At 69.1% G+C, this 17,314-nt stretch carries 19 protein-coding genes; 13 read left to right on the forward strand and 6 right to left on the reverse strand.

Translation table 11 applies throughout. The features are described 5' to 3' along the window. The first annotated feature begins 64 nt into the window (after nt 1-64). Both QTN24_RS10595 and QTN24_RS10600 read left to right on the forward strand, forming a co-directional pair. On the forward strand, nt 65-754 hold the full coding sequence (locus QTN24_RS10595) for a GntR family transcriptional regulator (RefSeq protein ID WP_124685267.1): 690 nt from the start codon (nt 65-67) through the stop codon (nt 752-754). Nucleotides 755-1,046: 292 nt separating this feature from the next. Next, nucleotides 1,047-1,424, forward strand: coding sequence for a DUF427 domain-containing protein (locus QTN24_RS10600; RefSeq protein ID WP_313836913.1), 378 nt, complete (start codon nt 1,047-1,049; stop codon nt 1,422-1,424). 117 nt (nt 1,425-1,541) lie between these two features. On the opposite strand, the gene QTN24_RS10605 is transcribed toward QTN24_RS10600, so the two are convergent. Next, complete coding sequence (locus QTN24_RS10605) at nt 1,542-1,727, reverse strand: hypothetical protein (RefSeq protein WP_124685269.1); 186 nt, start codon at nt 1,725-1,727, stop codon at nt 1,542-1,544. 426 nt (nt 1,728-2,153) lie between these two features. Here QTN24_RS10605 and QTN24_RS10610 point away from each other — a divergent pair, with 426 nt between their 5' ends. The 4 genes from QTN24_RS10610 to QTN24_RS10625 all read left to right on the forward strand — a co-directional run bounded on the left by QTN24_RS10610 (nt 2,154) and on the right by QTN24_RS10625 (nt 6,056). Next, on the forward strand, nt 2,154-3,113 hold the full coding sequence (locus QTN24_RS10610; protein ID WP_124685270.1) for a tripartite tricarboxylate transporter substrate binding protein: 960 nt from the start codon (nt 2,154-2,156) through the stop codon (nt 3,111-3,113). Nucleotides 3,114-3,124: 11 nt separating this feature from the next. After that, nucleotides 3,125-4,255, forward strand: a complete 1,131-nt coding sequence (locus QTN24_RS10615; protein WP_313836916.1) for a TauD/TfdA family dioxygenase — start codon at nt 3,125-3,127, stop codon at nt 4,253-4,255. Between the two features lie 92 nt (nt 4,256-4,347). Then, a complete protein-coding gene (locus QTN24_RS10620) occupies nt 4,348-5,139 on the forward strand; it encodes an oxaloacetate decarboxylase (RefSeq protein ID WP_409559008.1) in 792 nt (263 codons plus the stop codon). Nucleotides 5,140-5,246: 107 nt separating this feature from the next. After that, entirely contained in the window at nt 5,247-6,056 is an 810-nt protein-coding gene (locus tag QTN24_RS10625; protein ID WP_124685273.1) for a GntR family transcriptional regulator, read from the forward strand. Between the two features lie 80 nt (nt 6,057-6,136). Here the strand turns inward: QTN24_RS10625 and QTN24_RS10630 are convergent, their stop codons facing one another. From QTN24_RS10630 to QTN24_RS10640, 3 genes are all read right to left on the reverse strand, one after another. Then, nucleotides 6,137-7,081, reverse strand: a complete 945-nt coding sequence (locus tag QTN24_RS10630; RefSeq protein WP_313836920.1) for an NAD(P)-dependent oxidoreductase — start codon at nt 7,079-7,081, stop codon at nt 6,137-6,139. Further along, nucleotides 7,078-7,773 carry an RraA family protein gene (locus QTN24_RS10635; RefSeq protein WP_313836922.1) on the reverse strand — a complete coding sequence of 232 codons (696 nt, stop codon included), beginning with the start codon at nt 7,771-7,773 and terminating at the stop codon, nt 7,078-7,080. Before QTN24_RS10635 ends, QTN24_RS10630 begins: the two co-directional genes overlap by 4 nt. Nucleotides 7,774-7,836: 63 nt before the next feature. Next, complete coding sequence (locus QTN24_RS10640) at nt 7,837-8,817, reverse strand: tripartite tricarboxylate transporter substrate binding protein (RefSeq protein WP_313836923.1); 981 nt, start codon at nt 8,815-8,817, stop codon at nt 7,837-7,839. 166 nt (nt 8,818-8,983) lie between these two features. Here QTN24_RS10640 and QTN24_RS10645 point away from each other — a divergent pair, with 166 nt between their 5' ends. Next, nucleotides 8,984-9,712: an IclR family transcriptional regulator gene (locus tag QTN24_RS10645; protein ID WP_124685277.1), complete on the forward strand. Its 729-nt coding sequence runs from the start codon at nt 8,984-8,986 to the stop codon at nt 9,710-9,712. Between the two features lie 91 nt (nt 9,713-9,803). After that, the gene (locus QTN24_RS10650; protein ID WP_313836925.1) at nt 9,804-10,265 is read left to right on the forward strand and encodes a DUF3597 domain-containing protein; all 462 of its coding nucleotides are present in this window, start codon (nt 9,804-9,806) and stop codon (nt 10,263-10,265) included. Between the two features lie 62 nt (nt 10,266-10,327). Here the strand turns inward: QTN24_RS10650 and QTN24_RS10655 are convergent, their stop codons facing one another. Next, a complete protein-coding gene (locus QTN24_RS10655; RefSeq protein WP_409559002.1) occupies nt 10,328-11,245 on the reverse strand; it encodes a YihY/virulence factor BrkB family protein in 918 nt (305 codons plus the stop codon). Nucleotides 11,246-11,399: 154 nt separating this feature from the next. On the opposite strand from QTN24_RS10655, the gene QTN24_RS10660 reads away from it, so the two are divergent. Then, the gene (locus tag QTN24_RS10660) at nt 11,400-11,609 is read left to right on the forward strand and encodes a DUF2945 domain-containing protein (protein WP_124685279.1); all 210 of its coding nucleotides are present in this window, start codon (nt 11,400-11,402) and stop codon (nt 11,607-11,609) included. A gap of 16 nt (nt 11,610-11,625) precedes the next feature. Here the strand turns inward: QTN24_RS10660 and QTN24_RS10665 are convergent, their stop codons facing one another. After that, the gene (locus QTN24_RS10665; protein ID WP_313836928.1) at nt 11,626-13,083 is read right to left on the reverse strand and encodes an efflux transporter outer membrane subunit; all 1,458 of its coding nucleotides are present in this window, start codon (nt 13,081-13,083) and stop codon (nt 11,626-11,628) included. A 110-nt stretch (nt 13,084-13,193) separates the two neighbouring features. Between QTN24_RS10665 and QTN24_RS10670 the strand changes: the two genes are divergently transcribed. Genes QTN24_RS10670 through QTN24_RS10685 form a run of 4 tightly spaced genes read left to right on the forward strand, consistent with a single transcriptional unit; the run spans nt 13,194 to nt 17,313 of the window. After that, entirely contained in the window at nt 13,194-13,736 is a 543-nt protein-coding gene (locus tag QTN24_RS10670; protein WP_313836930.1) for a helix-turn-helix domain-containing protein, read from the forward strand. Nucleotides 13,737-13,768: 32 nt separating this feature from the next. Then, entirely contained in the window at nt 13,769-14,917 is a 1,149-nt protein-coding gene (locus QTN24_RS10675; protein WP_313836932.1) for an HlyD family secretion protein, read from the forward strand. Then, nucleotides 14,914-16,530, forward strand: a complete 1,617-nt coding sequence (locus QTN24_RS10680) for a DHA2 family efflux MFS transporter permease subunit (RefSeq protein ID WP_313836934.1) — start codon at nt 14,914-14,916, stop codon at nt 16,528-16,530. The genes QTN24_RS10675 and QTN24_RS10680 overlap by 4 nt, the downstream gene beginning before the upstream one ends. Before the next feature lie 42 nt (nt 16,531-16,572). Further along, the gene (locus tag QTN24_RS10685; RefSeq protein ID WP_124685284.1) at nt 16,573-17,313 is read left to right on the forward strand and encodes an SDR family oxidoreductase; all 741 of its coding nucleotides are present in this window, start codon (nt 16,573-16,575) and stop codon (nt 17,311-17,313) included. The last annotated feature ends 1 nt before the right edge of the window (nt 17,314 follow it).

Here is a 17,314-nt window from a genome sequence, read left to right on the forward strand (position 1 = left end):
CGCCTGATTCATTTCGGTTATTCTCCAAAAACCGGCTGTCCTGCAGTCAACTCCTGACGTTTTCATGCTTCCTACGGACCTGGCTGGCGCCGACGGCGACCAGAGTGCTTCGTTGCCGCGTTCCGAGCGGGCCTATCAACAATTGCGTGCCGCCATCCAGGCAGGCCAGCTGCCGCCGGGTACCCGTCTGCGTGAAGTGGAACTGGCCGAGTCGCTGGGGCTGTCGCGCACGCCGGTGCGCGAGGCGCTGTCGCGGCTGGAATCCGAGGGCCTGGTGGTCAACGAGCCCAACCGGGGCATGATGGTCACGCGGCTGGACGCCAGCATGGTCAGTGAGCTCTACGTGATGCGCGAGGTGCTGGAATCGACGGCGGCGGCGCTGGCAGCCCGGCACGCGACCGATGTGGAAATCTCGCTGCTGCGCGACATCGTCGAGCGCGACCTGTCGTTCGCCGAAGACCCCGACAAGCTGGCGATGAACAACCGCCTGTTCCACGAGACGCTGCACCGCTGCGCGCACAATCGCTACCTGCTCAAGACCCTGCGCTCGCTGCACGAGTCGATGGCGCTGCTGGGCCGGTCGACACTGGCGGTGCCGGGCCGGGCGCGTGGCTCGTACGAGGAACACATGGCGCTGGTGGAAGCACTGGAGGCGCGCAACCCCGAGCAGGCCGAACTGATCACGCGGCGCCATATCCAGCAGGCGTACAAGGTGCGGCTGTCGCTCTGGATCGAGGAACAATCGGGCAGCTAGGCCCGCCCCGCTCTGCCCCGCATGGCCCCACATGGCTCCGCTCCGACGGGGCCATTATTCTATGGGGCCGAAAAGTGTGTTCCGCCGTTGCGCTTTTCCGCAACGATCGCAGCCGCTATCTTCTTCCCAGGGCTGCAGGAACTCTCTCCCTTTCAGCCCCACGTCACCTCCGTGGCGGTTTTTTCATGATTGGCGCGGGCGCGCACGGCTCTCAGGCGTGCGACATGGCCGGCGCGGGCGCGGCAGCTTGCCGCGCCTACCTTTTTCCCGCCGTTCCCCTCAAGGAGTCGCCATGACCGGCCCGTCCGTCAAGATCCCCGGCCCCGACCATCCCATCACGATCACCCCGCAGCGCCAGCGCGTCGTCGTCAAGGCCGGCGGCCATGTCGTCGCCGATTCCCGCCGGGCGCTGAACCTGCAGGAAGCGTCCTATCCCGCCGTGCAGTACATCCCGCGCGAGGACGTGGACATGGCGCAACTGTCGCCTACGTCACATACAAGCCACTGCCCGTACAAGGGCGACGCCAGCTACTTCAGCATCGCCTCGGCGGGCGCCCGCGGCGACAACGCGGTCTGGAGCTACGAGCAGCCGCACGCCGCCGTGGCCCAAATTGCCGGCCACGTCGCGTTCTACCCGAACCGCGTCGACAGCATCGAACTGCTCGACTGAGCCCGCGAAAATGAAAAAAACCGGCCCGCCGCACATTTGAGCCGTGTGCGGCGGGCCGGTTCTTTATATGGCGATGCGGCGCCTGGGGGCGCCGCTCACGCAATCAGCGTCGGCCGATCAGCCGTTCGCGTAGACCACCTTGGCCTTGCGCGCTTCCGCCTGCAGGCGGGTGAAAACGTTCTGGACGGCGGCGATCACGCGCTTCACGTCGTTGGCGAAGCCCAGGCTTTGCGCGCCCAGTTCGCGGTCGATGAGGTCACGTTCCAGTTGATCGGTCAGCTTGATATCGGATTGGGTGTTCATGGCGTCCTTCCTTACAGGGATTACCCTTATGGGGTTTTCCCGAATTGTAGCAGAGCGATTGCGGCAATGCAGCATTAGGTAATAGTGCGTATGGAAGGAGGCGCGCCATTTCACCCTCTCCGGGCACCCGCCGCCGAGCCAAAGTGGCGCCGGGCATGCCTGGCGTCGCCGAATAGCGACTGATCTTCCACATATCGCAATGGAATTTCGTAATCCGAAACAATCTGTTGCGATCGGCACCGTGGTATGGATGCATCACCGGGCGCCAAGACCGCTAGGGTAAGCACCGACGCCCCGCGCCTTGCCTCGCACCCCCCCGGTTCCTATCCTTGTTCCATGATTTGTCCGGACAAAATAATAAATCGGACAAGATGATCCCGATCCGGCTCCAGCCGGACTTCATCGCAGGAAAGAGGAGACAACCGCATGACTGCGCCCCACACCCTCACGGCCATCGCGCTGGGCCTTGCCGTGATCGCCCTGCCCGCGCGGGCCGAGTTCCCCGACAAGACGGTGCGGATCGTCGTGCCGTATTCGGCCGGCGGCGGCACCGACATCGTCGCCCGCCGCCTGGCCGAGCGCCTGACGCCCCGGCTCAAGCAGTCGGTCGTGGTCGATAACCGGCCTGGTGCCAACGGCATCATCGGCACCGAATACGTCGTCAAGTCGCCGCCCGACGGCCATACCTACGTGCTCGTGGTGAACACCCACCTGCTCAACCCCATCCTCTACAAGAAGTTGCCGTACGACACCTTCGCGGATCTGGTTGGCGTCACCATGGTTTGCCAGTCGCCGCTGGTCTTCGTCACGCAGAGCGAATTCCCGGCCAGGAACGCGGTGGAGTTTGCCCGCCACGTCAAGGCCAAGCCGGACAAGTACTCCTACGGCAGCTCCGAGAACATGACCCGGCTGGTCGGCGAGATGTACAACAAGTACCAGCACCTGGACATGGTCAACGTGGCCTACAAGGGCGGCGCGCCGCTGATGACCGACGTGATCGGCGGCGTGACCACGGTCGGCGTGACCAGCGTGCTGACCGCCAAGCCGTTCATCACGGCCGGCAAGCTGCGCCCGCTGGCGGTGACCGGCGCGCAGCGCACGCCGGCGCTGCCCAACGTGCCCACCATGATCGAGTCCGGCATGAAGGACTTCGAGGTCTACACGTCCTACAGCCTCTACGCCCCGGCCAGGACGCCCAAGGCGGCGCTGGAGCGGATGCAGAAGGAAATCCACGAGATCGTGATGGCGCCCGACATGAAGGAAATCCTCGCCGAACAGGCGGCCACGCCCGTGGCCCAGCCGGTGGACGCGTTCAACGAGCAGGTGAAGAAGGACTTTGCCTTCTGGCAGCGCCTGGCCAAGGAAGTCAACCTGCAAGCAGAGTGAGGCAAGCGAACATGACCCCCCAAGACACCCCGTCTGTCGATGCCATCCGCCCCGTGCCCGGCGGCTGGACCCGCGCCGACATGGAGCGCGACACAAGCTGGATCCACGTGCTCGATGCCGAGGAAATCGCCGCGTTCGAGCAGGCCCTGCGTCATGCGCTGGCCACCGGCAAGGACATGTTCGACATGTCGATCGAGGATTTTCCGCTCGACGCCCGCGTGCGCCGCCGCCTGGTGACGCTGGTCGACGATACCCAGGGCGGCTTTGGCGTCAAGCTGCTGCGCGGCTTTCCGGTCGAGCGCTGGGACGTGGATGCGCTGCGCAAGCTGTTCTGGGGCATCGGCCTGCTGCTAGGCGTGCCGCGTCCGCAGGGCAAGCTGAGCCAGTTCGTCTCCGACGTGCGCGATGCCGGCGGCACCTACCGCTCCAGCACCGGCCGCGGCTACAACACGCGCTCGGGCCTGGACTTCCACGCCGATGGCAGCGACATGGTCGGCCTGTTCTGCGTGCGCACGGCCAGGCGCGGCGGCTCCAGCCTCATCACCAGTTCCATCGCCGCGCACAACGAGATGGTGCGCCAGCGGCCGGACCTGGCCGCCGAGCTCTACGCGCCGCTGATCTTCAGCCGCCAGGGCGAACAGGCGCCCGAGGAAGCCCCGTGGTATGCCGCGCCGATCTTTGGCGTGCGCGACGGCCACTTTGCGTGCCGCCACATCCGCAACCACATCAAGGGCGCGCAGGCCACGTTTCCGGACGTGCCGCGCCTGTCGCCAGGGCAGACCGAGGCGCTGGACCTGTTCGATGCGCTGCTGGCGCGCGAGGACCTGTGCTACGACATGGACCTGCAGCCCGGCGACATCCAGCTCCTGAACAACCATATCGTGCTGCACTCGCGCACCGAGTACGAGGACCATCCCGAACCCGAGCGCAAGCGCCACCTGTTCCGGCTCTGGCTGTCGCTGCCCCAGGCGCAGCCGCTGCCGCTGGGCTGGCTCGACGCCTACAAGGACGTGGACGCCGCCTGCGTGCGCGGCGGATTCCGCGGCACCGGCATCACCCCCGAAATCCGCGCGTTCGAAGCCCGCATGGCCAACGCCCACGGCATGAAACTGCGCATCTACCCCGTCAAGGAAGCCGCCTGATGACCGCCACCCCCTCCCAGGGCGCCGCCCGCCCGTCGATCCGCGAACTGCTGGCGCGCAAGCGCCTGATCGCCGCGCCCGGCGTGTTCGACATGATCTCGGTGCGCATTGCCACGCGCATGGGGTTCGACTGCCTCTACATGACCGGCTACGGCACCGTGGCCTCGTACCTGGGCCTGCCCGACGCGGGCCTGGCCACCTACACCGACATGGTCAACCGCGTCGGCGCGTTCTGCTCGGCGGCCACGGTGCCGATGATCTGCGATGGCGATACCGGCTACGGCGGCCTGCTCAACGTCGCCCACACCGTGCGCGGCTACGAACGGGCCGGCGCCAGCGTGATCCAGCTCGAAGACCAGGAATTCCCGAAGAAATGCGGCCATACGCCGGGCCGGCGCGTGATTCCCGTCGAGGACATGGTCAAGAAGATCCAGGTGGCCGTGGAAGCGCGCGAGAGCCGCGACTTCCTGATCCTGGCCCGCACCGACGCGCGCACCACGCTGGGCCTGGACGAGGCGCTGCGCCGCGCCGAAGCCTACGCGCAGGCCGGCGCCGACATCCTGTTCGTGGAATCGCCCGAGTCCGAGCAAGAACTGGAGACCATCGGCCGCACCTTCGACCTGCCGCTGCTGGTCAACGTGGTGGAAACGGGCCGCACGCCGGTGCTGCCGGCCGAAACGCTGGAGCAGATGGGCTTCGCCATCGCCATCTATCCCGCCGTCGGCTTCCTGGCGATGGGCAAGGCGCTGGAGGACGTCTACGGCCACCTGCAGACGCACCGCACGTCGCTGGGCATCGGCGACCGGCTCTACGACTTCCCGCGCTTCAACACGCTGATGGATTTCGAATCGGTCTGGGATTTCGACAAGCGGCACGCTTCATGATCGCTGCCCCGCCGGCCGGCGGGGCCGCTTGCCCGCGCGGCGGGGTGCCGGCTATGCTCCGTTACCGATGACCCCGTGACCGCCACCTGAGGCTTGCCCTGCGATCCATGGAACAAGGCAGCACCCTTCCAGACGACTTTGCCGACGCGGACGCCGACGTGCGCGCCGACGCCAGCCCGCGCTACCTGGCGCTGGCCCGCAGCCTGCGCGCCGAGATCGAATCGGGCACCTACCCCGTGGGCGGCAAGCTGCCGACCGAGATGGAACTGTGCAAGCAGTTCGGCGCCAGCCGCCACACGGTGCGCGCCGCCATCGAACGGCTGGTGCGGCTTGGCATGATCAAGCGCACGCCGCGCGTGGGTACCGTGGTCACGGCCGCGCGCGCCAAGCAGGGCTACGAACTGGCCGTGGGCCAGGTGGGCGACCTGCTCCAGTACGCGGCCACCACGCGCATGCGCGTGCTGTCGCGCGACCTGCGCGAGGTGGGCGACGATGCCGATCCCGTGCTGCACCCGTACCAGGGCCAGCTCTGGCTGGTGATCCGGGGCGTGCGCACCGGCGAGGATGCCGGGACGCCGATCTGCTACAACGAGGTCTGGGTCCACCCCGACTACCGCGGCGTGCGCGGCGCCGAGCAGGACATCGAGGCGTCGGTCTTCCACCTGATCGAGCAGCAGTTCAACGTCTCGGTCTCGCGCATCGAGCAGGTCATCCACGCGGCGGCGCTGCCCGCCGACATCGCCGCGCTGCTGGGCATGCCGGCCGGCGCTGCGGGCCTGTGGATCAACCGCCAGTACCGCGACACCGCCGGCAACCTGATCGAGATGGCGTGGTCGGTGCATCCGGCGGAGCGCTTCTCGTACCGGATGGTGCTCGACCGCACCTGGCGCAGCGGCCGCGCGCAGCAGGACGGCTGATCCCCTGCGCGGCCGGCGTCATGCCAGCCGTCCGCCATGGACCGGGCGTCCCGCCCTGCGGCATCGGCACGTTCAGCAATTCAGGCCGCCGCGGCGGCTTCCTGCAAGGCGGCCAGCACGTTGCGGGCCGCGCCCACGCCCATGTTCACGTAGGCGGCGTCGCTGACGCCGCCGATATGGGGCGAAAGAATCAGGTTCGGCACCTGCTGGAACGGGTGCGGCACGGGCATCGGCTCCACGGCAAAGCTGTCGAGCCCGGCCGCGTAGAGCTTGCCGCTGGTCAGCGCCTCGGCCAGCGCCGCCTCGTCGATCAGGCCACCCCGCGCCGTGTTCACCAGGATCGCGCCGTCCTTGAACAGCGCCAGCGTGTCGCGGTTCAGCATGCCGCGGTTCTCGTCGGTCAGCGGGCAGTGCAGCGACACGACGTCCGACTGGCGGTACAGGTCGTGCAGGGCGTCCACCCGCGTCACGCCATCGGGCACCGTCTTCGCGTACGGATCGAACGCGATGACCCGCATGCCCAGCGCCACGCCAGTGACGGCCGCCCGCCGGCCGATCTCGCCCAGCCCCACCAGGCCCAGCGTGCGGCCGTTCAGCTCGATGGTCTTGTGGATCGACTTGTCCCAATGGCCGGCGCGCATGCGGTCGTTCAGGTGCGGTACCGCCTTGGCGCAGGCCAGGATCAGCGCCCAGGCGTGCTCGGCCACGGCGGCCGCGTTGGCCCCCACCGCCGCCCGGACCGCGATGCCGCGCGCGGCGGCGGCCTGCTGGTCGATCACGTCGATGCCGCTGCCGTGCTTGGAGATGACCTTCAGCGACGGCGCGGCGTCCATCACGGAGGCGCCGATCTTGCCGTAGCGGACGATGATCGCCACCGGGTCCGTGGCCCTGGCCAGCGCCACCACGGTGTCCTCGCTGCACTGCTTGCCGGCAAAGCTGACCTCGAAATCGTTCAGCAGCGCCAGCGCCTGCGGCGCCAGGTCGTTGCCGGTCACCAGCAGCGCGGGCTTTTTCACGGCGGTCACAGCGATTCCCCTTCGGCCAGCACGCCGGCGGCGCGCAGTTCCTTGTCCAGCCAGCCCGGACGCAGCTCGCCGGCCCGGATCGCCGCGATGCGCCTGGCCTCGACATCAACCTTCTTCTGCGCCAGTTCCAGGATGGCCGGCACGTCCTCGCGCGGAATGACCACCACGCCGTCGGCATCGCCGACGATCAGGTCGCCCGGGTTGACCGCCACGCCGGCCACGGCGGCCGGCCAGTTCACAAGCCCGCCGATGGCCTTGGTGGGCCCGCACGGGTTGGTGCCGGCCGAGAACACCGGGAACGGGCCGCTGGCCAGTTCGTGCGAATCGCGCACGGCGGCGTCGATCACGAAGCCGGCCACGCCAGACGCCTGCGCCTGCGTGGCCATGATTTCGCCGCACAGCGCGGCGGTCTGGTCGCCCTTGCCGTCCACGACGATCACGTCGCCGGGCTGGGCGATGGCCAGCGCGACGTGGAACATCAGGTTGTCGCCGGGCCGGACCTCCACGGTCAGCGCCGGGCCGCACACCTTCATCGCGGGCGACAGGCCCTGCACGCGGGCGTTCATCGTGCCGCGGCGGCCGACCACGTCGGCCAGGATGGCGGCCTGGAATGTCGAGGCGCGCTCGACCAGTTCGGGCGACACGCGCGGATAGTCGCGACGGATCGCGGGGGACGCTTTGGCTTGGCTCATGTACGGCTCCAGGTAAGACGGAAATACGGGAATACGGGAATCGGGGGACCGGTGGGTCGGCGCCTACTTCGTGGCCGCGATCTTCCAGAGGCTTTCGAACTTGCCGCGCTGCGTGGCCATGTGCTGGGTCCACGCCGCGCCGGACAGATACGAGATACCGCGCGCCTCATTGACGGCGCGGGCCAGGAATTCGGGGTCCTTCGTGGTGGCCTCGATGGCGTCCTGCAGGCGCTTGGCGATCTGCGGCGGCAGGCCGCGCGGGGCGGCAAAGCCGCGCTCGGACGAAATCGTGATGTCCAGCTTCTGCTCGCGGGCCGTCGGCACGTCGGCCACCAGGCCGGGGCGGCGCTCGGCGCCTAGCTGGGCCAGCACCTTCACGTCCTTCGACGCGCGGTCGGCCTCGGTGAACTCGGTCGTGCTCATCGCCATCAGGTCGATGTGGTGGCCCAGCAGGCTGGTCTTGGTCTGCGACGTGCCCGCAAACGGGATGTGGTTGACCTTGGCGCCCGTGGCCTGCTGCAGCGCCAGCGCCGCCATGTGGCCGTTGGTGCCGATGCCGTTGCTGCCCATCGACAGCCCCTCGGGGTTGGCCTTGAGCTGCTTCACGAGATCGGCCATCGACGCCAGCTTGCTGTCGCCGGCCACCACGAACATGGCCGGATCGTCGATCACGCGCGCCAGCGGCACGATGGCGGCCGGGTCGTACTTCGGCTTGCGCTGGATGGGGATGGTCAGCAGCGACGGCGTGGACACGATGCCGATCGTGTAGCCGTCGGCCGCCGCGCGGGACAGCGCCGAGTAGGCGATCTCGCCCGACGCGCCCGGCTTGTTCACGACGACGATGCGCGCCTTGCCGCCCAGGTGCTTCTGCAGGAACGGCGTCATGGCCCGGGCCAGCAGGTCGGTGCCGCCTCCGGCGGCAAACCCGACGTAGACCTCGATGGGCCGGTCGTCCGGCCACGCGGCACGGGCCGGCGCGGCCGTCACGGCCAGCGCCGCCGCCAGGGCACACATCGAAAAGAACAGGGGTCGCACTGCACGCATGAGTTGTCTCCGTCTGACGCGTTGTATTCTGTACAACGTCGTTTCATTAATATGCGACCACTATAGTCCGGTACGCTTCGCCTTCCGATTATCGTTAACCCGTGTACTGTGCAAAACCACGTTGTACATCGTACAATCGCCGGCATGGCATCCGGGGGAAGGACACATGAGTAATCACGGCGTGGCAGCGGTCGAGAAGGCACTCGGGCTGCTGGACTGTTTCCGGCTCGGCGCGACAACCATGTCGCTGGCGCAACTGGCCACCGCATCGGGCATGCACAAGACCACGGTCTTCCGGCTGCTGAATTCGCTGGAACGGATGAGCTACGTGGTGCGCACGGCTGACAGCCGCTACGCGCTGGGCCCGCGCCTGCTCTACCTGGGCAAGCTCTACGAGCAGTCGTTCCAGCTCGGCACCGTGATCGAACCTGTGCTGCAGGACCTGGCGCTGGCGACGAAGGAAAGCGCGTCGTACTACGTGCTGCACGGCGACGAGCAGCGCATGTGCCTGTATCGCGCGGAGCCCAGCGAGGGCCTGCGCGAGACGCGGCTGCCGGGCACCATCCTGCCGCTCGACGACACGGCCATCGGATCGGTACTGAAGTACTGGGGAAAGGACGATGCCAGCGCGCGCCGCGAGGAACCGCTGCCGTGGTTCACCTCGGGCTTCCGGGACATCTACACCGCCGCGTTTGCCACCCCGCTGTTCGGCGCCGGCGACAAGTTCATGGCCGCGCTGACGCTCTCCGGCCCCGCGTCCAGGCTGGAGGCGGCCAACCGTGCAGACATCGCCCGCGTGCAGCTCGTGGCCGCCGCCAGGCTGTCACGCCGGCTGGGCGCGAGCGCGTTGTGGTGCGAGAAGGTCTACGGCGCGGCGGCGCGCGCATCGGACTGACCGGGCAGCCTGACGCGATGATCGGCGCGTCCGCCCCGCCCGGAACGATAGTTGCAGCGCCAAGGTCCCGCCCACCCTATCGGAGACCGAAATGAGCATCTTCAAGGACATCCTGAACAAGCTGCTGCACCGCGGCCAGTCCGCCTCGGCGCAGACCACCGCCACGGCCACGCCTGGGACTACGCCCGGCGCCACGCCGGGCACCACGGCACCGGGCGCCAGCCCCGCCGCGCCGGCACCGGGTGCCACGCCCCCCGCTGGCAGTGCCCCGGCGCAGGGCCAGCAGCCGCTGTCGCAGGTGGACGTCGAGGCCGTCATGGACAAGGCCGCCAGCGAGGCCGGCCAGCCGTTGAACTGGCGCACGTCGATCGTCGACACGCTCAAGGCGCTGGGCATCGACAGCAGCCTGGAACACCGCAAGGCGCTGGCCAAGGAGCTGAACTACACCGGCGACACCAACGATTCGGCGGCCATGAACATGTGGCTCCACAAGCGCGTGATGCAGGAACTGGCGGCCAATGGCGGCAAGCTGCCGAAGGACCTGACCGACTGACTTTCTGACACCCGCCGTGCAAGATTGCGCCGCAGCTTCTGCAATGCACGGCGGGCCGCCGGTCAGGCGCGGCGCGTGGGGGCCTGCCTTTCGCCCCCGGTGTCGCGCTTGCGCAGCGATCCGAACCGGTTGGCATAGAGCCACGTGAACTCGGCCCCCAGCAGGAAGATCTGCGCGGAGTAGTAGACCCACACCAGCACCACCACCAGCGACCCGGCCGCACCGTAGCCGGTGGCCACGCCGGTCTTGCCGATGTACAGCCCGATCAGCAGCTTGCCCACCGTGAACATCACCGACGTGACCACGGCGCCAAGCCACACGTCGGGCCAGCGCACATCGGCGTGCGGCATGATCTTGTAGATCATCGCGAACACCACGGTCACCAGCCCGAAGCTCAGCGCCATGTCGATCAGGTGACCGATGGCCTCGCCCTCGCCCAGCATCGGCGACCAGTACCGCCCGATGGCGGCCAGCGCGGCGCTGGCCACGAGCGACACGATCAGCAGGAAGCCGATGCCGAGGATCATGCCGAACGACAGCACCCGGGCGCGCAGCAGTTCCCAGATGCCCGACGGCTTCTTGCGCTCCGGCACGCGCCAGATCCGGTCCAGCGCGTCCTGCAGCTCCGCGAACACCGTGGTGGCGCCCACCAGCAGCGTCACCATGCTCAGCAGCGCGGTCAGCGTGCCTTTTTCCGGCGAACTGAGCGATACCAGCATGCTTTCGATGGCCTTGGCGCCTTCCTCGCCCACCATGCCGCCGATCTGGTCGACCACGGCGCCGCGCGCGGCCTCGGCGCCGAAGGCCAGCCCCGCCACCGAGATCACGATCAGCAGCAGCGGCGCCACCGAGAAGATCGTGTAGTACGCCAGCGCGGCGCCCATGCTGGGCGCGTAGTCGTCCAGCCAGGCGGAAAACGTGTCCTTGAGCAGGACCCAGAAAGTACCGAATGACCGTCCGGCCATGAGCTCGCGTTGCATCGTCGCCCTCCTTCGCTGGCGCTGCCTGTCTGAAGCCTAGTGGCCGATGCCGCGCACGGGTATCGGTCACGGTCTGACATGCGCCGCGCCGGGGGCGTACCGGCATGGCCATTGCATGCGCATTGCCACATCATCCACATGCCAGGAGCACGCCATGGCGACGATCTCGAAGGGCGACAAGGTCAAGTGGCAGACCTCGCAGGGCCAGACCGAAGGCACCGTCACGCGCAAGGTGACCGGCACCGCCAAGGCGGGCGGCCACGTGGCCAAGGCGTCGGCCAAGGACCCGCAGTACGAGGTGCGCAGCGCCAAGACCGGCAAGAAGGCGATCCACAAGGCCGGGGCGCTGAAGAAGGCGCGCTGACCGGCCCGCCGCCGGACTACGACCAGCCACCGCCCAGCGCGCGGAAGGCCGCTACCGCGGCGCGTGCGTTGTCGGCGCGCACGCGGGCCTGCTGGTCGCGGGCGGCCAGCAGTTGCCGGTCTTCCTCCAGCACCTCGAACAGGCTGACGGCGCCGCCCTTGTACGCCTCCTCGGACGCATTGCGCGCCCGCTCGTGCGCCGATACCTCCTTGTCGAGTTCCACCCGCTGGGCGTCGAGCTGCGTCAGCGTGACCAGCGCGTTCTCCACGTCCTCGGTGGCCTGCAGCATGGCCCGGCGATACCCGGCCAGCGCTTCCGCGTAGGCGCCGTTGGCCCCAGCCACCTCGGCGTCCACGCGGCCGAAATCGAACAGCCGCCAGCGCAGGCCGGCCGTGGCGGCGGGCTGGAATGCCTGCGCGGTGAACAGCTTGCCGGCCGACAGGCTTTCGAAGCCCAGCAGCGCCGACAGCGACAGCTTGGGGTAATACTCGGCCGTCGCCACGCCGATCCGCGCGTTCGACGCCGCCAGCCGGCGCTCGGCCGCGATCACGTCGGGGCGCCGTTGCAGCAGGTTGGCCGGCCCCTGCGCCAGCGCCACCTGCGGCACCGTCAGCGCCGCCGGCGCCTCGCGCAGTTCGGCGGCATAGGTGCCCGGCTGCGCGCCCATCAGCACGTCCAGCCGGTTCAGTTGCGTGTCCAGTTCGATCCGCAACGGCGGGATCGTGACGCGCGTCTGCGCCACGCGCGCTTCCGCCTGCGCCAGTTCGCGCTCGGCGCCGATGCCATCGGCCAGCCGCAGCCGCACCAGTTCCAGCAGCCGCTGGTCCGTCGTCTCCTGCTGCCGCGCGATGGCGATACGGTCCTGCGCGGCCCGCACGCGAAAGTACGCGTCGGCGGCCTCGGCGGCCACCAGGATCCGCACACCCACGTGGCTGGCCTGCGCGGCCTGCCACTCGGCATCGGCCGCCTCGGCGCCGCGCCGCAGCCCGCCCGCGAGGTCGATTTCCCACGTGGCCGCCGCGCCCACCGCGTAGAGCGTCTGCCCGCGCGTGTAGCCGGGCAGCGTGCTGCCGATCTTGCCCAGCGGGCTTTCCAGTGACTGGCGCTGCTTCGTGACGTCGCCGTAGGCACTGGCCTGCGGCAGCAGTTCGGCGCCAGCAAACCGGGCCGCCGCGCGCGCCTGCTCCACCCGCGCCAGCGACGCCGCCAGATCCAGGTTCTGATCCAGCGCGCGCTGGACGATCCGCGTGAGCTGCGGATCGGCAAACCCGTCCCACCAGGTATCGAGCGAGACCGGCGGCCGTGCCTCGTTGATCGCCGCCAGCGCCGCCGCGTGCGGGTAGACCTGCGGCATGGCCGTGGCGGGCGCCCGGTAGTCGGGGCCCACCGCGCACGCCGCCATGCCGAACATCGCGGCCAACGCCGCCGCCAGCGTTGTCGCGTGGCGCCCCCATCCCTGTGCCTGCTCCGTCATTTCCGTTCCTTTCGTCAGATCGATGCGAAAAGTTAGTTGCATCTTGATAGTGACTAGCCTAGACTAACTTTCATATTGATAGCAACCAATTTCTTGCGGGAGGCCGAACGATGCAGAAAACCGCGCACAAGGACGGCGCCTGCCCGACGGCGCGGGCGATTGCACGGGTAGGCGACACGTGGTCGGTGCTGATCCTGCGCGAGGCGTTCGACGGCACCGCCCGCTTCGACGACTTTCAGAAGCGGCTCGGCATCGCGCCGAACATGCTGACCCGGCGGCTGAACAGCCTGGTCGACGAAGGATTGCTGGCGCGCCGCCCGTACTGCGCCCACCCGCCGCGCGACGAGTACGTGCTGACCAACCGGGGCCGCGATTTCCGGCCCGTGCTGCTGACGCTGATGGACTGGGGCGACCGCCATTTCGCGGACCAGACCGGCACGGTGCGGCTGGTGGAGCGCCAGACCGGGCGCACCGTGCGCATCGCGCTGGTCGATGCCGATACGGGCCAGCGCATCACCGAGACCGACCACTACATCGCCGCCGGCGACGCCGCCAGCCCGGCCCTGCGCGCGCGGCTGGCACGTTCGGCCCCGCCCGGCACGCCGCCCGCATCGCATCCCACCCCTTCTTCATCCCCGACTTCCCGCGCCTGACAAAGGCGCGTTGCCGCTACGGAGCGTTTCCCATGACAAGCAGTACGACGACCGCCGACCGCGTGCCCGCAGGCGCCGCCACCCCCACGGCCCAGCCCGCCAGACCCGGCCGCAAGGCCCTGCTGATCCGCGCCGGCGCCGCGCTGGTGGTGCTGGCCGCGGCTGGCTATGGCTACCACTGGTGGACTGACGCGCGGTTCGTGCAGGAGACCGACGACGCCTACGTGGGCGGCGACGTCACGCTGATTGCCGCCAAGGTGCCCGGCTACCTGACCGAGGTGCGCGTGACCGACAACCAGGCCGTGCGCGCCGGCGACGTGCTGGCCCGCATCGACGACCGCGACTACCGCGCCGCGCTGGCCCGGGCCGAGGGCGCCGTGGCCGCGCAGCAGGCGCTGATCGCCAACCTGGATGCCCGCGCTCGGCTTCAGGACGCCGTGATCGCCGAGGCCCGCGCCGGCGTGACGGCCGCCGATGCCGAAACCCTGCGCGCCCGCGACGACCAGACGCGCTACGCCAGCCTGGTGGCCAAGTCGGCCGTGTCGATCCAGAGCGCGCAGAAGGCCAACGCCGATTTCAAGCAGTCGCTGGCCCACGGCCAGAAGGCCAAGGCCAGCGTGGAGGCCGCGCGCCGGCAACTCGACGTGATTGCCACGCAGAAGCAGCAGGCCGAAGCCGCGCTGGCGCAGGCCGTGGCCGAGCGCGACATCGCACGGCTGAACCTGAGCTACACGGAACTGCGCGCGCCCGTGGACGGCACCGTCGGCAACCGCCGCGCGCGCGTGGGCGCCTACGCGGCCAGCGGCGGACAGTTGCTGTCGATCGTGCCCGCGCGCGGCCTCTGGGTCGATGCGAACTTCAAGGAAGGCCAGCTCGCGCATATGCAGCCCGGCATGCGCGCCACGATCGTGGCCGACGTGCTGCCCGGCAAGGTCTTCCACGGCCGCGTGGAAAGCCTGGCGCCGGCCACGGGCGCCCAGTTCAGCGTGCTGCCGCCCGAGAACGCCACCGGCAACTTCACCAAGATCGTCCAGCGCGTGCCGGTGCGGATCGTGCTCGACGATGCCGACGCGCGGCTGGGCGTGCTGCGGCCGGGCCTGTCGGTCGTGGCCGAGATCGACACCCACGCGGGCCGCACCGACACCGCTGACGTGGCCACCGCCGCACCGGGCAAGTCATGAGCACCGCCGTCGCTGCCGGACCGGGCGCCACCGTGCCCGCCCCGCCCGCGCTGCCTTCCCCCGCCGAACTGCCCATCGCCACGCGCGTGCTGGCGTTCGGCACGATGTGCGTGGGCATGTTCATCGCGCTGCTCGACATCCAGATCGTGTCCGCGTCGCTGCGCGACATCGGCGGCGGGCTGTCGGCGGGCACCGACGAGACGGTCTGGGTGCAGACCGCGTACCTGATCGCGGAGATCATCGTGATCCCGCTGTCGGGCTGGCTGGCGCGCGTGATGTCCACGCGCTGGCTGTTCTCGGCGTCCGCGGCCGGCTTCACGCTGACCAGCCTGCTGTGCGGCGTGGCGTGGAACATCGACAGCATGATCGCCTTTCGCGCGGCGCAGGGCTTTCTGGGCGGGTCGATGATCCCGATGGTCTTCACCACCGCGTTCGCGTTCTTCGCCGGGCGCCAGCGCGTGGCGGCGGCGGCCATCGTGGGCGGGCTGGCGTCGCTGGCGCCCACGCTGGGCCCCACCATCGGCGGCTGGATCACCGACAACTACTCGTGGCACTGGCTGTTTTTCATCAACCTCGTGCCGGGCATCTTCGTCACGGTCATGGTGCCGGTCCTGGTGAAGATCGACCAGCCCGACTGGTCGCTGCTCAAGGGCGCCGACTACCTGGGCATGCTGCTGCTGGCGCTGTCGCTGGGCTGCCTGGAATACACGCTGGAAGAAGGCCCGCGCTGGGACTGGTTCGGCGACCCGACCATCGTCGCCACCGCGTGGATCTCCGGCATCGCCGGGGCGGCGTTCCTGTGGCGCTCGCTGACGTACGCCAACCCCGTGGTGGACCTGCGCGCGCTGAAAGACCGCAATTTCGCGCTGGGCTGTTTCTTCTCGTTCGTCACCGGCATCGGCATCTTCGCCACCATCTACCTGACGCCGCTGTTCCTGGGCCAGGTGCGCGGCTACAGCGCGCTGCAGACCGGGCTGGCCATCTTCTCCACGGGCGTGTTCCAGGTGATGTCGATCCCGCTCTACTCGTATCTGGCCAACCGCGTGGACCTGCGCTGGCTGCTGATGGTGGGCCTGTCGATGTTCGCGCTGTCGATGTGGAGCTTTGCGCCGATCACGCATGACTGGGGCAGCACGGAGCTGCTGCTGCCGCAGGCGCTGCGCGGCATGGGCCAGCAGTTCGCCGTGGCGCCCACGGTCACGCTGACGCTGGGCGCGCTGCCGCCAGCGCGGCTGAAGCTGGCTTCCGGCCTGTTCAACCTGATGCGCAACCTGGGCGGCGCCATCGGCATCGCCGTGTGCGGGACGATCCTGAACGACCGCACGAACCTGCATTTCCTGCGGCTCGCCGAGCATCTGAACATCCGCAACGAGGCCATGGCCGAGTTCCTGGGCCACAGCACGGCCCACCTGTCCGCGCTGGGCAACGAGGTGACCGACGGCCACGCCGCCGCCGTGCGCCAGCTCTGGACGCTGGTCATGCGCGAGGCCCATACGCTGACCTATGCCGATGCGTTCCTGGTCATCCTGGTCTGCTTTGTCGTGGCCATCCCGCTGGTGCCGCTGATGCGCAGGATTGCCCCGCCCAAGGCGCCATCGGCCGATGCACACTGACCGGCGGCCCCCTACACTGTCGAAAACACCCATGGAGACGACATGACGACCCCCCCATCCCCAGCGAAGGTTGCCCTGGTCATCGGCGCGGGCGACGCCACGGGCGGCGCCATTGCGCGGCGCTTTGCGCGCGAGGGCTACATCGCCTGCGTCACGCGCCGATCGGCGGACAAGCTGCAGCCGCTGGTGGACCGCATCCGCGCCGATGGCGGCCAGGCGTTCGGCTACGCCAGCGACGCGCGGCAGGAAGACGCGGTGGCGCAGCTATTCGACCAGATCGAGGCCGAGCATGGCCCGGTGGAGGTGCTGGTCTTCAACATCGGCGCCAACGTGCCGTGCAGCATCCTGGAAGAGACGCCGCGCAAGTACTTCAAGATCTGGGAGATGGCCTGCTTTGGCGGCTTCCTGACCGCGCAGGCCGCCGCGCGCCGGATGGTGGCGCGGGGCCGGGGCACGATCCTGTTCACCGGGGCCACGGCCGCGCTGCGCGGCAGCGCCAACTTTGCCGCGTTTGCCGGCGCCAAGCACGCGCTGCGCGCGCTGGCGCAGAGCATGGCGCGCGAGCTGGGGCCGCGCAACATCCACGTGGCCCACGTGGTGGTGGACGGCGCCATCGACACCGCGTTCATCCGCGACACGTTCCCGGACCGCTACGCGCTCAAGGACCAGGACGGCATCCTGAACCCCGAGCACATCGCCGACAACTACTGGTACCTGCACACGCAGCCGCGCGACGCCTGGACGTTCGAGCTGGACCTGCGGCCGTACATGGAACGCTGGTAGC

It is taken from the genome of Cupriavidus sp. SZY C1, from assembly GCF_032190535.1.
GTDB classification, from domain to species: domain Bacteria; phylum Pseudomonadota; class Gammaproteobacteria; order Burkholderiales; family Burkholderiaceae; genus Cupriavidus; species Cupriavidus pauculus_C.

Bases quoted from the DNA above. Each gene is read 5' to 3' on its own strand.
- QTN24_RS10665 (WP_313836928.1), bottom strand. From the start codon at position 13,083: ATGACGGAGCAGGCACAGGGATGGGGGCGCCACGCGACAACGCTGGCG.
- QTN24_RS10605 (WP_124685269.1), bottom strand. From the start codon at position 1,727: ATGAACACCCAATCCGATATCAAGCTGACCGATCAACTGGAACGTGAC.
- QTN24_RS10635 (WP_313836922.1), bottom strand. From the start codon at position 7,773: ATGAGCCAAGCCAAAGCGTCCCCCGCGATCCGTCGCGACTATCCGCGC.
- QTN24_RS10600 (WP_313836913.1), top strand. From the start codon at position 1,047: ATGACCGGCCCGTCCGTCAAGATCCCCGGCCCCGACCATCCCATCACG.
- QTN24_RS10615 (WP_313836916.1), top strand. From the start codon at position 3,125: ATGACCCCCCAAGACACCCCGTCTGTCGATGCCATCCGCCCCGTGCCC.
- QTN24_RS10645 (WP_124685277.1), top strand. From the start codon at position 8,984: ATGAGTAATCACGGCGTGGCAGCGGTCGAGAAGGCACTCGGGCTGCTG.
- QTN24_RS10670 (WP_313836930.1), top strand. From the start codon at position 13,194: ATGCAGAAAACCGCGCACAAGGACGGCGCCTGCCCGACGGCGCGGGCG.
- QTN24_RS10675 (WP_313836932.1), top strand. From the start codon at position 13,769: ATGACAAGCAGTACGACGACCGCCGACCGCGTGCCCGCAGGCGCCGCC.
- QTN24_RS10595 (WP_124685267.1), top strand. From the start codon at position 65: ATGCTTCCTACGGACCTGGCTGGCGCCGACGGCGACCAGAGTGCTTCG.
- QTN24_RS10655 (WP_409559002.1), bottom strand. From the start codon at position 11,245: ATGCAACGCGAGCTCATGGCCGGACGGTCATTCGGTACTTTCTGGGTC.
- QTN24_RS10620 (WP_409559008.1), top strand. From the start codon at position 4,348: ATGATCTCGGTGCGCATTGCCACGCGCATGGGGTTCGACTGCCTCTAC.
- QTN24_RS10610 (WP_124685270.1), top strand. From the start codon at position 2,154: ATGACTGCGCCCCACACCCTCACGGCCATCGCGCTGGGCCTTGCCGTG.
- QTN24_RS10640 (WP_313836923.1), bottom strand. From the start codon at position 8,817: ATGCGTGCAGTGCGACCCCTGTTCTTTTCGATGTGTGCCCTGGCGGCG.
- QTN24_RS10650 (WP_313836925.1), top strand. From the start codon at position 9,804: ATGAGCATCTTCAAGGACATCCTGAACAAGCTGCTGCACCGCGGCCAG.
- QTN24_RS10660 (WP_124685279.1), top strand. From the start codon at position 11,400: ATGGCGACGATCTCGAAGGGCGACAAGGTCAAGTGGCAGACCTCGCAG.
- QTN24_RS10625 (WP_124685273.1), top strand. From the start codon at position 5,247: ATGGAACAAGGCAGCACCCTTCCAGACGACTTTGCCGACGCGGACGCC.
- QTN24_RS10685 (WP_124685284.1), top strand. From the start codon at position 16,573: ATGACGACCCCCCCATCCCCAGCGAAGGTTGCCCTGGTCATCGGCGCG.
- QTN24_RS10680 (WP_313836934.1), top strand. From the start codon at position 14,914: ATGAGCACCGCCGTCGCTGCCGGACCGGGCGCCACCGTGCCCGCCCCG.